Annotated in this window: 13 protein-coding genes; 3 read left to right on the plus strand and 10 right to left on the minus strand. The window is 32.1% G+C overall.

Going from position 1 to position 14,311, the window contains the following annotated elements; genetic code table 11:
* Nucleotides 1-248: 248 nt before the first annotated feature.
* From hppD to AC1EUY_RS13975, 9 genes are all read right to left on the minus strand, one after another.
* On the minus strand, nucleotides 249-1,409 hold the full coding sequence (gene hppD / locus AC1EUY_RS13935) for a 4-hydroxyphenylpyruvate dioxygenase (RefSeq protein ID WP_480196158.1): 1,161 nt from the start codon (nucleotides 1,407-1,409) through the stop codon (nucleotides 249-251).
* Between the two features lie 126 nt (nucleotides 1,410-1,535).
* Nucleotides 1,536-2,702, minus strand: a complete 1,167-nt coding sequence (locus AC1EUY_RS13940) for a homogentisate 1,2-dioxygenase (protein WP_480196159.1) — start codon at nucleotides 2,700-2,702, stop codon at nucleotides 1,536-1,538.
* Nucleotides 2,703-2,861: 159 nt separating this feature from the next.
* The gene (locus AC1EUY_RS13945) at nucleotides 2,862-3,188 is read right to left on the minus strand and encodes a 2Fe-2S iron-sulfur cluster-binding family protein (RefSeq protein ID WP_480196160.1); all 327 of its coding nucleotides are present in this window, start codon (nucleotides 3,186-3,188) and stop codon (nucleotides 2,862-2,864) included.
* Between the two features lie 243 nt (nucleotides 3,189-3,431).
* On the minus strand, nucleotides 3,432-4,343 hold the full coding sequence (locus tag AC1EUY_RS13950; protein WP_480196161.1) for a sterol desaturase family protein: 912 nt from the start codon (nucleotides 4,341-4,343) through the stop codon (nucleotides 3,432-3,434).
* A gap of 93 nt (nucleotides 4,344-4,436) precedes the next feature.
* The gene (locus AC1EUY_RS13955) at nucleotides 4,437-5,495 is read right to left on the minus strand and encodes an NAD(P)/FAD-dependent oxidoreductase (RefSeq protein ID WP_480196162.1); all 1,059 of its coding nucleotides are present in this window, start codon (nucleotides 5,493-5,495) and stop codon (nucleotides 4,437-4,439) included.
* 69 nt (nucleotides 5,496-5,564) lie between these two features.
* The gene (locus AC1EUY_RS13960) at nucleotides 5,565-5,798 is read right to left on the minus strand and encodes a NifU family protein (protein ID WP_480196163.1); all 234 of its coding nucleotides are present in this window, start codon (nucleotides 5,796-5,798) and stop codon (nucleotides 5,565-5,567) included.
* Between the two features lie 3 nt (nucleotides 5,799-5,801).
* Nucleotides 5,802-6,938, minus strand: a complete 1,137-nt coding sequence (locus AC1EUY_RS13965; RefSeq protein ID WP_480196164.1) for an Mrp/NBP35 family ATP-binding protein — start codon at nucleotides 6,936-6,938, stop codon at nucleotides 5,802-5,804.
* A gap of 146 nt (nucleotides 6,939-7,084) precedes the next feature.
* The gene (locus AC1EUY_RS13970) at nucleotides 7,085-8,686 is read right to left on the minus strand and encodes an Ig-like domain-containing domain (RefSeq protein ID WP_480196165.1); all 1,602 of its coding nucleotides are present in this window, start codon (nucleotides 8,684-8,686) and stop codon (nucleotides 7,085-7,087) included.
* A gap of 35 nt (nucleotides 8,687-8,721) precedes the next feature.
* A complete protein-coding gene (locus AC1EUY_RS13975; protein ID WP_480196166.1) occupies nucleotides 8,722-9,411 on the minus strand; it encodes a ComF family protein in 690 nt (229 codons plus the stop codon).
* 386 nt (nucleotides 9,412-9,797) lie between these two features.
* Here AC1EUY_RS13975 and AC1EUY_RS13980 point away from each other — a divergent pair, with 386 nt between their 5' ends.
* From AC1EUY_RS13980 to AC1EUY_RS13990, 3 genes are all read left to right on the plus strand, one after another.
* Entirely contained in the window at nucleotides 9,798-10,700 is a 903-nt protein-coding gene (locus AC1EUY_RS13980) for a hypothetical protein (protein WP_480196167.1), read from the plus strand.
* Between the two features lie 92 nt (nucleotides 10,701-10,792).
* Nucleotides 10,793-12,334: a glycine--tRNA ligase gene (locus AC1EUY_RS13985; RefSeq protein ID WP_480196168.1), complete on the plus strand. Its 1,542-nt coding sequence runs from the start codon at nucleotides 10,793-10,795 to the stop codon at nucleotides 12,332-12,334.
* 381 nt (nucleotides 12,335-12,715) lie between these two features.
* Nucleotides 12,716-13,540, plus strand: coding sequence for an META domain-containing protein (locus tag AC1EUY_RS13990; protein WP_480196169.1), 825 nt, complete (start codon nucleotides 12,716-12,718; stop codon nucleotides 13,538-13,540).
* A gap of 188 nt (nucleotides 13,541-13,728) precedes the next feature.
* Here the strand turns inward: AC1EUY_RS13990 and AC1EUY_RS13995 are convergent, their stop codons facing one another.
* Nucleotides 13,729-14,298: a DUF3575 domain-containing protein gene (locus AC1EUY_RS13995; protein WP_480196170.1), complete on the minus strand. Its 570-nt coding sequence runs from the start codon at nucleotides 14,296-14,298 to the stop codon at nucleotides 13,729-13,731.
* Nucleotides 14,299-14,311 lie beyond the last annotated feature (13 nt).

Below are 14,311 nucleotides of genomic sequence, written 5' to 3' on the forward strand. Positions count from 1 at the left end.
GTCTTTTCTCTTAACTTTAAGAAATAAGTGCTTATTTATTGATAATTATTTTTTGCTTGCAAAACCTTTATCTGTTTCAATTCCTAGAAAATATTTAAATAGAAGCCACAAAAAAAACGTCATTGCGAACAAAGTGAAGCAATCTTTTTAAACAGATTACTTCGTCTTCAGTCTTCGACAAACTCAGACTGACACTCCTAGTAATGACGTTTAACATATTTATAATTCAGAATAGAAACTCATAACTTTTACAGCGTCCCTCTATTCGCTTGTTCTCTTTCTATCGCTTCGAATAGAGCCTTAAAATTACCAACTCCAAAAGACTGAGCACCTTTACGCTGTATAATCTCAAAGAACATCGTAGGTCTATCTACTACAGGCTTAGTAAAGAGTTGTAATAAATACCCTTCTTCATCTCTATCTATTAAAATGCCATGTTTTTTTAATACCTCAACATCTTCATCGATTTTACCAACACGTTCTAATAAATCATCATAATAAGTTTCAGGTACATATAAAAATTCTACACCTCTATCTCGCATAGCAGATACTGTTTTTACAATATCATTGGTAGCAACGGCTATATGCTGTACTCCTGCTCCATTATAAAAATCTAAATATTCTTCTATTTGTGATTTCTTTTTACCCTTTGCTGGTTCATTTATTGGGAATTTAATCCTACCGTTACCATTGCTCATTACTTTACTCATAAGCGCTGTGTAGTCTGTAGAAATATCATCATCAGTAAATGAAATGATCTGTGCAAAGCCCATGGTTCTTGCATAGAACTCACACCATTCTTTCATTTTACCCCAACCTACATTACCCACCATATGATCTATAAACTTTAAGCCCACAGGTTCAGGGTTATAATGCGATTCCCATTTTTTATAGCCTGGTAAAAAGACACCCTTATAATTTTTACGTTCAACAAAAATGTGCACGGTTTCACCATATGTATAAATACCTGAACGAATTACATAACCATGTTCGTCTTCTTCTTTAGTAGGCTGCATAAAAGGTTTTGCACCTCTTTTGGTTGTTTCTTCAAATGATTTTGTGGCATCATCTACCCAAAGTGCAACTACTTTTACACCATCACCATGTTCTTCAATATGTCTATTAATCTCTCCTCCTTTTTCTAACGGAGTAGTCAAAACCAAGCGAATTTTATCTTGCCTCAACACATACGATACTCGATCTTTCAATCCAGTTTCTAATCCGGCAAATGCTTCAGATTGAAATCCGAAGGCTGTTTTGTAGAAATGTGCCGATTGTTTCGCATTACCAACATATAATTCTACATAATCTGTTCCGTTTAACGGAAGAAAATCTTCTGCTTCTTCAAATATTTTTTTTATACCGTATTCGGTATTTTGTAAATCTGTTAAATCTTTTATTCCTGCCATATCTTTTTAATTTAGAATGTCATGTTGAGCGCAGTCGAAACATCTCATGTTTAGATTTCACTTTGCTCAGAATAACATTTTTTATGGATTCCTGCCTTCGCAAGAATGACAATTTTATAGTTTTTTTTAATGATTTTCATCTAACCACGACAAATGGTAATCTCCCGTATCAATTTTAATTGCTTCTTCGGTAACCATTAATGGTTTAAAAGTATCTACCATAACTGCTAACTCTTCTGTTTCGGTTTGGCCAATACTTCGTTCCATAGCACCAGGGTGTGGCCCATGTGGAATACCCGCGGGATGCAATGTAACTTGACCAATATCGATGTTATTTCTGCTCATAAAATCACCATCAACATAATACAGTACTTCATCAGAATCTATATTACTATGATTATAAGGAGCTGGTATAGATTGTGGATGATAGTCATACAATCTTGGTACAAATGAACAAATTACAAAAGCACTTGTTTCAAATGTTTGATGCACCGGAGGCGGTTGATGTACTCTACCCGTAATAGGTTCAAAATCGTGAATTGAGAACTTATATGGATAATTATAACCATCCCAACCAACAACGCTAAAAGGATGATATGCATACACATATTCGTGAATCATATCTTCTTTTTTTACCTTTAAGATAAAATCTCCTTTATCTGAATAGGTTTCTAATTCACTTGGCGGATGCATATCTCGTTCGCAAAAAGGTGAATGTTCTAAATGCTGTCCAAACCAGTTACGATAACGCTTTGGTGTATAAATAGGATGTTTAGATTCTACAATAAATAATCGATTGTCTTCGGTATCAAAATCTATTTGATAGATCATACCGCGTGGGATTACCAAATAATCACCATATTTAAAATCGATATTTCCTAAAAATGTTCTTAGTTTTCCTGTTCCTTTATGAACAAAAATCACCTCATCAGAATCGGTATTTTTATAAAAATAATCTCGTAACGACTTTTTTGGAGCAGCTAGAATGATCTGACAATCGTTATTTACTAAAATTGCTTTTCTGCTTTCTAAAAAATCATTGATTGGTGGCACTTTAAATCCGTCAAGGCTTAAAGCTTTCATATTCTTTTCAACAGCGATCTTTGGTGCTACACTATACGATTTCAATACTTCTTTAACCTGTGTTGGTCTGTGTGTATGATATAATAATGATGACATTCCGTCAAAACCAATAGTGCCAAATAATTCTTCGTAATAATGATTCCCTTCAGGGCTTTTAAAAATAGTGTGCCTCTTTTGAGGTATAGTACCCAATGTATGATATCTAGGCATATTATATTGTTTTAATGTTATGAATATTAAAGTTTACTAATCGAATAGTAATCTTCATTCAGGATTTCTCTTCATCAAGAATTTAAGAAGTAGTAATAATTCTTTAAAAGACGTATTCATCTTTAGTAACATTAATTACCCAAATATACGTAATAATTTTTAGGATTCTGGAGCTAACTCAACCTCTAATCCATCTAATTCAAGCGTCATAGGTATTTGACAGCCTAATCTACTATTGTCTTCTACATAAAATGCTTCAGCAAGCATCGCTTCTTCTTCATCTCCTTTTTCAGGAAGTTCATGATCTGATTTTACATAACATTGGCAAGATGCGCACATAGCCATACCGCCACAAACACCTATAGTACCTTCTGGTGCTAACTCATAAGAACGAACGACTTCCATTAAATTCATAGCCATATCTGTAGGCGCTAAAATTTCATGAGTTACTCCTTCTCTATCTGTTATTTTTACTTTTATATCCATAAAAAAGTATCTAGGAATTAGTATTATTATTTCATTGATTTTATTAATCTAAAAATTATTCTAGCTATTTTATTTGATTGCGAAATTAGTTTTTTTTTGAAACAGAAACTTTTGTGATTAGATTTCTAAAGGAAAAATCTTTATTTGTATTAAAATACTTGTAAATTTCAAATTGAAAAAAATCTTGAGTATTTTGCTAAGCAATAATATCTTCAAATTTTTGAATTGCTATATTACTAATTCCTAACTCCTAGTTTCTAATTCCTTAAGTTTTCTTCGCAATACTTTAGCTCGTTTGTCTTCTCCATCATGGCTCCAACCTGGAGCATAAAATATATATTTTAATTTATCAGATAATTTATTCGCTCTCTTAACATCCTTTATAATAGAAGCGTATTCGTGTGTTGCAACTTTAACAGGATGGTAAGTTCCTATATTTACGGTTAATCCATATACTGGATGATCAATTTGTTTAACTTCTTCAGAAAATGTGCCAAAAATTCGATCCCAGATAATAAAAATACCAGCATGATTACAATCTAAATAACGTATGTTGGAAGCATGGTGTACTCGATGGTGCGAAGGTGTATTAAAAATAAATTCTATGGGCTTTGGTAGCTTATTAACTAATTCTGTATGAATCCAAAATTGATAGATAAGGCTAATTCCCATCATGGTAAACATCATTAGAGGGTCAAAACCAAGTAATGGAATCCACATCCAAAATAAAAATTTATGAATGCGCTCCCCTACACCTTGTCGTAAAGCAGTCCCAAGGTTTAGATATACCGATGAATGGTGTGGCACATGACCTGCCCAAAATAAACGTACTTCGTGATTCATTCTATGAAACCAATAATAAGCAAAATCGTCTGCAAAAACCAGCAGTAACCAAGCCCACCACTGTCGTTGCACGATATCTTTTAAAGGACTTAATTCATGTAAATAAAAAAAAGCGATAAATGCAAGTGTTTTAGGTATAAATTCAACAATACCAGAGAATATCATCATTAACAAAGAGACTCCTGTATCTTTTACATAATACTTTTCTTTGGCAATAAAATATTCTATTACCATAGAAATTAGAAATACTGGTATTGCAAAATAGATTAGTTTATCTTGAGATAATTGTTGTATGTATTCTAAAAAGGTCATTTTTTAAAGACTTCTCGACTGCGCTCGAAGTGACATCTATAGTTTTATCTGGATTCATCTGGATTCCTGCTTGCACAAGAATAACAAGGTAATTTATTCAATTTTCTTAACTACAGCTTTAGGAGCTTCTTTCTTAGTACCATCAAAACCTTCTACACCACCAACAGTAGTATATTTCATTACATATTTCTTATCAGGATGAATATGTTTATAAGCACTCTGACACATTAAAGTTGCTTCATGAAATCCGCATAATATTAACTTTAGCTTACCAGGATAGGTATTCACATCACCAATAGCATAAATACCTTCGATATTTGTTTGATAATCTAGTGCATTGTTCACTTTAATAGCATTCTTCTCGATCTCTAAACCCCAATCTGCAATGGGTCCTAATTTAGGTGATAAGCCAAACAAAGGGATAAAATAATTGGTTGCTAATACAAAAGGTTCTTCACCTGACTTATGCACTTCAACTCCAGTAATATGTTCCTCACCAACAATTCCTTTCACCTCTGCAGGTGTTATTAATTTGATTTTTCCTTCATTTTTTAATTCTTGTACCTTATCAACACTGTCTAAGGCACCTCTAAATTCATTTCTACGGTGAATTAAAGTGACTGATTTCGCTACATCGGTTAAAAAAATAGACCAGTCTAATGCAGAATCTCCGCCACCAGCAATAACCACGTCCTTATCTCGATATAATTCGGGTTCTCGAATCATATATTGAACTCCCCCATCATCTTCAAAATTAGAAATATTAGGAATTGGTGGCTTTCTTGGTTCAAAGCTTCCTAAGCCACCAGCAATTGCAACTACTGGAGCTATGTGTTTAGTACCTTTATTAGTAGTGACCATAAAAGTTCCATCATCTTGCTTTTCGATAGTATCAGCGCGCTCGCCCAAGGTAAACCCTGGTTCAAACTGCTTACATTGTTCTAATAATTTATCTGTAAGATCACCTGCTAAAATTTCTGGATAGGCAGGAATATCATAAATAGGCTTCTTTGGATAGATCTCAGAACATTGTCCGCCTGGTTGCGGTAGTGCATCTATTAAATGACAACGAAGCTTTAATAAGCCAGCCTCAAAAACAGTAAAGAGCCCTGTTGGGCCCGCTCCTATAATTAATATATCAGTTTTAATCATGTACTAAAATCACTTACGCAAATATACTTTTACAGTTTTTTAGAAAGTATGATAAAAATCAGTTTATTCTTAAACACTAATTACTTCTTGAACCTGGGGTGCATACTTTTTAATCGTGGCCTCAACTCCATTTTTGAGTGTCATTTGGTTTACAGAGCAGCTTATACAAGCTCCTTCTAATTGTACCTTGACAATATCATCATCTACTGAAACTAATGAAATATTACCGCCATCAGCCTCTAAAAAAGGCCTGATTTCGGTTAATGCTTTCTCTATATTCTCTTTTAGTTCTTTTGCTTTCATTTTCTAATTTTTAATAGCACTACAACCTGCCATGGTAGTAATTTTAACTACCTCAGTTGGTGGTAAATCCTTATTTCGTTGTACCAATTGGGTGATCATATTTTTTGTAATATCAGTAAAAGCATCTTCTAAAGGTGTATTTGTCTGTAAAGCTACTGGATGCCCCACATCACCAGCTTCTCTAATACTTTGCACCAATGGAATCTCTCCTAAAAACGCTGTATCTATATCTTCAGCTAGGTTTTTTGCGCCATCTTTTCCAAAGATATAATATTTGTTTTCTGGTAATTCTTCGGGAGTAAAATAACTCATATTTTCTATCAAACCCAATACTGGAACTTGAATACTCTTCTGTTCGAACATGGCTACTCCTTTTTTGGCATCAGCTAATGCAATATTTTGAGGGGTACTCACAATCACAGCTCCTGTAATTGGTAATGACTGAACTATTGATAAATGAATATCGCCTGTTCCTGGAGGTAAATCTAATAACATAAAATCGAGTTCGCCCCATGCTGCATCAAAAATCATCTGATTTAATGCCTTAGAAGCCATAGGACCTCGCCAAATCACTGCTTGATTTGGTTGAGTAAAAAAACCCAGAGATAATAATTTTACACCATAATTTTCTACTGGTTTCATTTTAGAGCGACCATCAACATTCACTGATAATGGCCTTTCGTCTTCAACATCAAACATAATAGGCATAGATGGACCATATACGTCGGCATCTAAAACACCTACTTTAAAACCCATTTTCGCCAAGGTAATTGCTAAATTAGCTGTAATTGTAGATTTACCAACACCACCCTTACCAGAAGCAACGGCAATAATATTTTGAATACCTTCTATTTTTTTACCCCGAATAAGATTTTGATCTGGTTTCTTTGGAGCATCAACCTTTACATTCACTTTTACATTTGCTTTTTGGTGCACATGTTTATGAATGGCTTTTAATATCTCAACTTCGACTTTCTTTTTAGCTTGTAGCGTAGGGTTTGAAATAACAATATCTACAATTACTTCATCGCCAAATGTTACTACATTTTTTACTGCACCGCCTTCAACTAAACTCTTGCCTTCACCAGGAGCAGTAATCGTTTCTAAGGCCTTATATATTTCTTGTTTATCTAGTTTCACTGTTTATATTCATTCTAAATTACAAAGATAGACTTTCTGGGCAAGATTAGAAAAGAAAAGGATAGCAATAATTTATAGTAAAATTGGTAGTACCTATTCACTAATATTTGTATTTTTTTGTGAAATTAGGAAATAATAGTTGCAAGTTATTTCAGAATAAACGTTTCATCAATTTCCCAGTTCGCTCGTACATCTAATTCTTTTGGAAAGTATATTACCTCTTCAGGTTGATTTTTTAGTAAAAAATTACCTGTATCCCACGTACCATTTTTATTATTATCATAAATGACACGAATCTTATACTTAGCTGGTTCTAATGTTTTAAAACGGATCTTTTTATTTTCTGTGAGGTACACCTCTTCTATAAATTCATTTTTATCATTGGCGCTTTTTACAAGCTGCACAAGTACTGGAAAACGCTCTACATTTTGTAAAGTAAAATTAATTGTACCATAATCTGTTAGCTTTTTGGTGCGTACAACAAGTTGTAACGAATCATTAGTATTACCTAAAAAGTCAGTAATAGCACCAGGCAAGGCTTCTATCGTATATTTTTGCTCTGGCTTTATTAAAAAATCGAACAAGGCTTCTTGTTGATACTCTTTAAATTGAAACTTATATTTTATAGTAAGCGTATCTTTATCTGTAAGTATAATCTTAGAAGTATCTATCACCTCAATCGGAATATTACTTATCAACTTTAATTTCTGTTTTAAAGACAATACTCCAGCTGCATTGGTTTTTAATGTTAAAGAATCTACTTTTTTTGTTCTTTTTCTCACCACAATTGTATCAGCAAAATTGGTGTTTATCACTTCTAAGTAGAGCGAATCGAGTGTTGTGTCTTTATACCAATAATTTAATGTGTCTTTATTTTCTTCTTTAGTAATTATTGAATTGGTTTTTTCAAGTAAATTTTTTATTTGAAATGTAGAATCAATCACCCCTTCATAACCAAACCATAAACGATTTTTAGTTTCTTCACTAGGCTTATTAATACGATATGGTAAAACTTCTTTAAATAAAACCAACTCATGACCAATAGAGTCTCTTGGTATAGTAATTTCTTCTTCTAAAAAGGCTATTTTATCTTGTTTAGGTGTAAATGTGTAATCTCTACTAGCATCCTTAAGAGCCACTAGTTTATACTTCCCTTCTTTAATATTAGTAATTTCCCAAATCGTTGTATCTAATGTATTGGCCACATAAAGTGGTTTTTCTTTATAGATCAATGAATCGGTATAAGCCTCATTAATCTCATACAATAAAATAGATATATTTTTATCTGTTTTATCAGAAAACGCATCTTTTATACTACCAGATACTTTTAAAGAGTCTATATAATCACCCGTTGAAAATATGTATTTAAAATTCTCTAATACATTACCTTCGGTATTATCTATAACACTTTGACCGAAATTAAAGGTGTAGGTAGTATTTTCTTTAAGGGTGTCTAATATCTTAATCTTAACAAATTTACTAGGAGTACCTTGCGGTGAGATTATGGGTTGATATTTCATTGGTGGTGAAATAACTAACTGTTTATTCAAATCTTTTAGTTTGATAAACTCATCAAAATTTATTCTAATTTCATCTCCTTTAAAATTTACAGTTTTAAAAGGTGGAATTGCTTTCACTAAAACTGGAGCAATTGAATCTTTTGGCCCTCCCGTAGGGCGACTCCTTTTAGCACAATTAGAAGTAGTAATAACTAAAAAAAATAGAACAAATAAAACTCTTAGAGCCATCAAAAAATATTTGCAGCAAAGTAACAATTATTTTCTCAAGATGTAAAAGCCATTGTTGCGATACTAATTTTAACTCCTTTAACTTTTTGAAGCTCAATTGCACAAGCTTCTAAGGTCGCTCCTGTGGTAATTACATCATCAACTAATAAAATACTTTTCCTAATTAAAGAATCAGTATTATTAGCTAATTGAAACTTATCTTCAACATTAGTCCAACGTTCAAGTCGTTGCTTTAAAGTTTGCGTATCTTCTTTTGGAATGCTTATTAAAACCGTTTCATCATAACTTATAGAGAGTATATCTGCCAATGTTTGAGCAAACTTAGAAACTTGATTATAACCTCTTGTTTTTAATTTCCTTTTACTTATTGGTACTGGAATTACTACATCTATTTTAGGTAATCTATCACAAGATTTCAACTCTTCTCCTAGCCATTTACCAAGAAAAACCCCAATATCTTCTTTTCCTTTATATTTAAGTTGATGTATAAGTTTTTGCGTACTATTTTTACTTTTATAAAGGAGTAAACTTGTAGCAAAAATTACTTGTACCCTACCATAAAAAACTTTCTCTACAATATTATTTTCAATATTAGAAACCTCAGCTAAAGGCAAGTCAAATCTACAAGCGATACATAAAAGTTCTTCATTTTTTACTAAGGTATTATGACAAACAACACATTTTTCAGGAAAAAACAAATTGAATATATCTTTAAAAAAAATCATTGAAATACTATAGAATAGGCAAAAATCTAAATTTTAGATATGTTTTATTGATTATCCGTAAAAAGTCATAAAAGATGTTTGTCAACCTGAACTTGTTTGAGGTTCTCATTGTAAATACTTGATTTATTGAATGATGAGATTCTGAAATAAATTCGAAATGACGCTTTAAAATATGTTGATGACATAAAACGTACATACAAATGTTTTATTATTAGTTGTTAACAAAATTGCTATCATATGAAATCTTTAGATTCTCTTTAGATTTTAACAATAATTTCGCAAAATTAGATTAGGAGAATTATGTTTTAATTAAAAATATAGAATTAAGATATAACTTTTTTTCTAGTTTTACGTTAGACCATTAACTATTAATTAAATTTTAAACCATGGGAGAGAACACATCTTCGAACAACCGGATTATTCCAATTATTTTATTAGCCTTGCTTATAGGTTTAGGTGTTTATACTTTTAGAAGTAATTCTAAGCATCAAGAAGCAGAGCAATTCCTAAAAGAAGAAAAAGAGCAAATTCTTGGAAATTTGACAGCTATGGAAGAAAAATATGATGCTGCCATTTCTGAAAATACAACTATTTCTGAAGAACTAAAAGTAGAAAGAGATAAAATCATCGCTTTTAGAGATTCTGTAAAAGATTTAAAGAACACAAATTGGAGGCTTGTTAGACGTTACCGAAACAAGATTGCTAGTTTAGAAAAAACAAATGAGCGGTTAATAGCGGTTAATGATTCTTTACAATTACAAAACAACCTGTTAGTAATCGAAAAAGATAGTATTACTGGCGAGCTAATAACGCAAAGAAGTTTTAACGACACGTTAACAGCACAAAATTTAGATCTAGCTAAAAAGGTTGAAATTGGTGGTGCTTTAAGAGTAAGTTCTGTTAATGCTACAGCGATGCGTTTAAGAAGTAACGGAAAATATACTGAAACTAACAAAGCACAAAAAGCTACAGCTGTAAGAGTTGGTTTTAGAGTTGAGAAAAATGAAATCGCAGATATTGGTGAGAAAATAGCCCACGTTGTTATAGGTACTCCAGGTGGAAAAATCATCAATCAAAAAGGTACATTTAATTCAAAAGATGGTAAAGAAGTGGGTTATACTTCTGAAACAACCATTGATTATCAAGGTGCTTCAAAAGATGCTGTAATCTTTGTTGAGAATATTTCTCCGAAGTTTGAGAAAGGTTTGTACCCAATTAAAGTATATGTAGATGGTGTCTTAGTAGGTGCTACTACATTAGAACTTAAAGATGCTTTCTTAGGATTATAAGAAAAATTCAAACCAAAAAAACCAAATAAAGGGAAGCAATTTGCTTCCCTTTTTATTTTATTAGTATTTCAATTTAGTTATTTTTGCGCCCTATGGCTAATCAAGACGATCAATTTAAAAAAGTAATATCACATGCTAAGGAGTATGGGTACATTTTTCAGAGTAGTGAGATTTATGACGGGCTCAGCGCCGTATATGATTACGGGCAAAACGGAGTAGAACTTAAGAAAAATATTCGTGAATATTGGTGGAAGGCCATGGTACAAATGCACGAAAATATTGTTGGCCTCGATGCAGCAATTTTTATGCATCCAACTACCTGGAAAGCCTCAGGGCATGTCGATGCCTTTAATGATCCTTTAATCGATAACAAAGATTCGAAAAAGCGTTATCGCGCAGATGTATTAATTGAAGAGTATTGTGCCAAGATCGAAGCCAAAATTGATAAAGAAGTTAAAAAAGCCGAAAAACGATTTGGTGATACTTTTGATAAAGAACAATTTTTAGCTACCAATCCAAGAGTTTTAGGATATCAAGAGAAAATAAAAGCTATACTATCGCGAATGGCAAAATCACTCGAAAATGAAGATTTAGCCGATGTAAAAGCGTTAATAGAAGCATTAGAAATTGCTGATCCTTTAACGGGAAGTAAAAACTGGACAGACGTAAAACAATTCAACTTGATGTTTGGTACCAAATTAGGTGCTTCTGCTGAAAATGCTACAGACCTATATCTTAGACCTGAAACCGCACAAGGAATCTTTGTTAATTTTTTGAATGTACAGAAAAGCGGTCGAATGAAAATCCCTTTTGGTATTGCACAAACAGGAAAAGCTTTTAGAAATGAGATTGTAGCACGCCAGTTTATATTTAGAATGCGCGAATTTGAACAAATGGAAATGCAATTCTTTATCAAGCCTGGTACACAGAAAAAGTGGTACGAGCATTGGAAAGAAGCACGCTTAAAATGGCATTTATCTTTAGGTATGGGCAAAGAGAATTATCGTTTTCATGACCATGAAAAATTAGCACATTATGCAGATGCTGCTTCAGATATAGAATTTAAATTCCCATTTGGTTTCAAAGAATTAGAAGGAATTCATTCTCGTACTGATTTTGACTTAAAACAACACGAAGAATTTTCTGGTAAAAAACTACAATATTTTGATCATGAAGAAAATAAAAGCTACGTACCTTATGTTTTAGAAACCTCTATCGGTTTAGATAGAATGTTTTTAGCCGTATTTTCAAATTCATTACAAGAAGAAGCGCTAGAAAATAATACTACACGTACCGTTTTAAAATTACCATCCGTTTTAGCTCCTACGAAAGCTGCGGTGCTTCCTTTAGTAAAAAAAGATGGTTTGCCTGATATAGCACGTACCATTATAGATGACTTAAAATGGGATTTTAATGTCATTTATGATGAAAAAGATGCTGTAGGACGTCGTTATCGAAGACAAGACGCCAATGGTACACCATTTTGTATTACGGTAGATCATGACACTTTAAAAGATAATTCTGTTACCATTCGCCATAGAGATACTATGGAACAACAAAGGGTGAAAATTTCTGAACTAAAAGATATTATTAAGCAAGAAGTTGACATGCGTTCTTGGTTAATGAAAATGTAATCTCAAATTTTTAAAATATTTTTTAATGAAGTAGTGGTTAACTTGGCTTAGCTTACTATTAGCTTTTATCGCTTTACTAATTTTAAAACCAAAAAATATACAACTACTAATCAATGTTATCATCACATAGTGAATCCATGAAGGTTGAGCTCCTTTAAAATCTCCTTTAATTCGAGCCATATAAGTCATAATCATCACAAAACCTACATTAACCCACATAGCTTAATCGCACAAAGTGCTGGACTACTGATAACAGTATGCTAAAAGCAATTTGATTCTACTTCTTGAATTCTCAAATTATTGTTACTCAAATTTATTATCTTTTCGTTCGCAAAGCAGAACTACGTTTAGTAGGTCATTGTGGGGCATTAAAGAGAACTTATGAAAACAATTAGAATATTTTCATTTTTGATTATAATTATCTTTCTAATATCTTGTCAGGATAATAAAAAAGAAGAACGAATTATAAATAAAACGGTTGAAGTCACATATGTAGAAAAAGACACACTAGGCGGAATATGGAATCTCTATAAAGTAAATGACACGTTGTTTGACATTAATAAAATATACGGGTTTGAGGCAGATAAACCAACTTTGAAAATTGAGGTTTACAAAAATCACATTTCTGGATTTTCAGGTTGCAACAGTTATGGAGGAAATGTAAAAATTGACTCGACAAAAATTACTTTGATAGATGGAATTTTAGCCACGGAAATTGGTTGTGGTGGCAATATTTGGGAAAATGATTATTTCTCAAGATTGGGCGATATTAAATCTTATCAAATAATAAAAGATACACTGAAATTAAAAAGTTCTGATAATAAGTCAATGACTTTTTTAAGACGTCATTTGCATAAACTCGAACTAAACAGTTGGGAATTGACAAAAGTAAATGACACCATTTTCGATATTAAGAAAGAATATGGTAATGAAAATGAAACACAGCCTACCATAACTTTTAACTTCGAGAAAAACACTATTGATGGCTGGAATGGTTGCAATGGTTTTAGAATGGAAATAGATTTCAAAGGAGATTATTACAACAGTGACCCCTACCATTCAGATGCTAGAGGTTGTTATAAGAGCTGGTTAGAAAAATTCAACGGAATATTAGCTGACAATAAAAGCTATCGAATTGATAAAGGAATTTTAATATTAACAAATTCATCCAGAAAAACACTAACCTTTAAAAAATTGGAAAAATAACGCTCCCGCAACAACGTTTCCTATGAAAAACACTAGTGCTGTTCTCTAAAGTTAATATTTTATTTTTTATTTCTACTTTTTATCTCCAAAAATGAACTTCTAAAAAGTAAAGCAAACACCAAAAAAAGAAAATCACCTAAAAATTACTTTTTAGACGACCTGTTTGTTTTATTAGCAAGTGAGGTTTATTAAAATCTATAACCTAAAGAAACACCTCCTCTACCCACAACTTCTGTAGGACTATTTCCCAACAAATCTCTACCAATGCCTAAGTAAATTTCAGCAATAAAACCTCTTCGAGTAACAAATTTTCCACCCACAGATATACCAATGGCTAAGTCTGTATAATTTCTACCTATATAATCACCCGATTCAATATTACCTTCAACATCAAATGTTTGAACAAAAATTTCTTCTTCACCAGAATGAAGCATACTAAAAGCTTCCACAAAAAAACCTTTGGCATATTTTCTACTAAAAAAGTGTCTGTAATAAGGTGTAAAGGAAAAAGTTCTATACTCCTCTAGATCTAAGTCTCCATCTCGATCTATGTTAAATAATATACTAGCACCAATAGAGGATTCTTCATTCAAGATACGTTCATAAGTTATATCAACAAATTTAAAAGCAATTAAATTCGTCATGTTCAATTTTAATTCATTATTAGTTATGTTTTCATAATTATTTTTATCAGATTCTTCCTGAGAGTAAGAAATAATGGACAAACAAATAAGCAGTAGGGAAAGTATTTTTTTCATAAATAATTATTAA

This window comes from Maritimimonas sp. 2210JD6-3 (genome assembly GCF_056591795.1).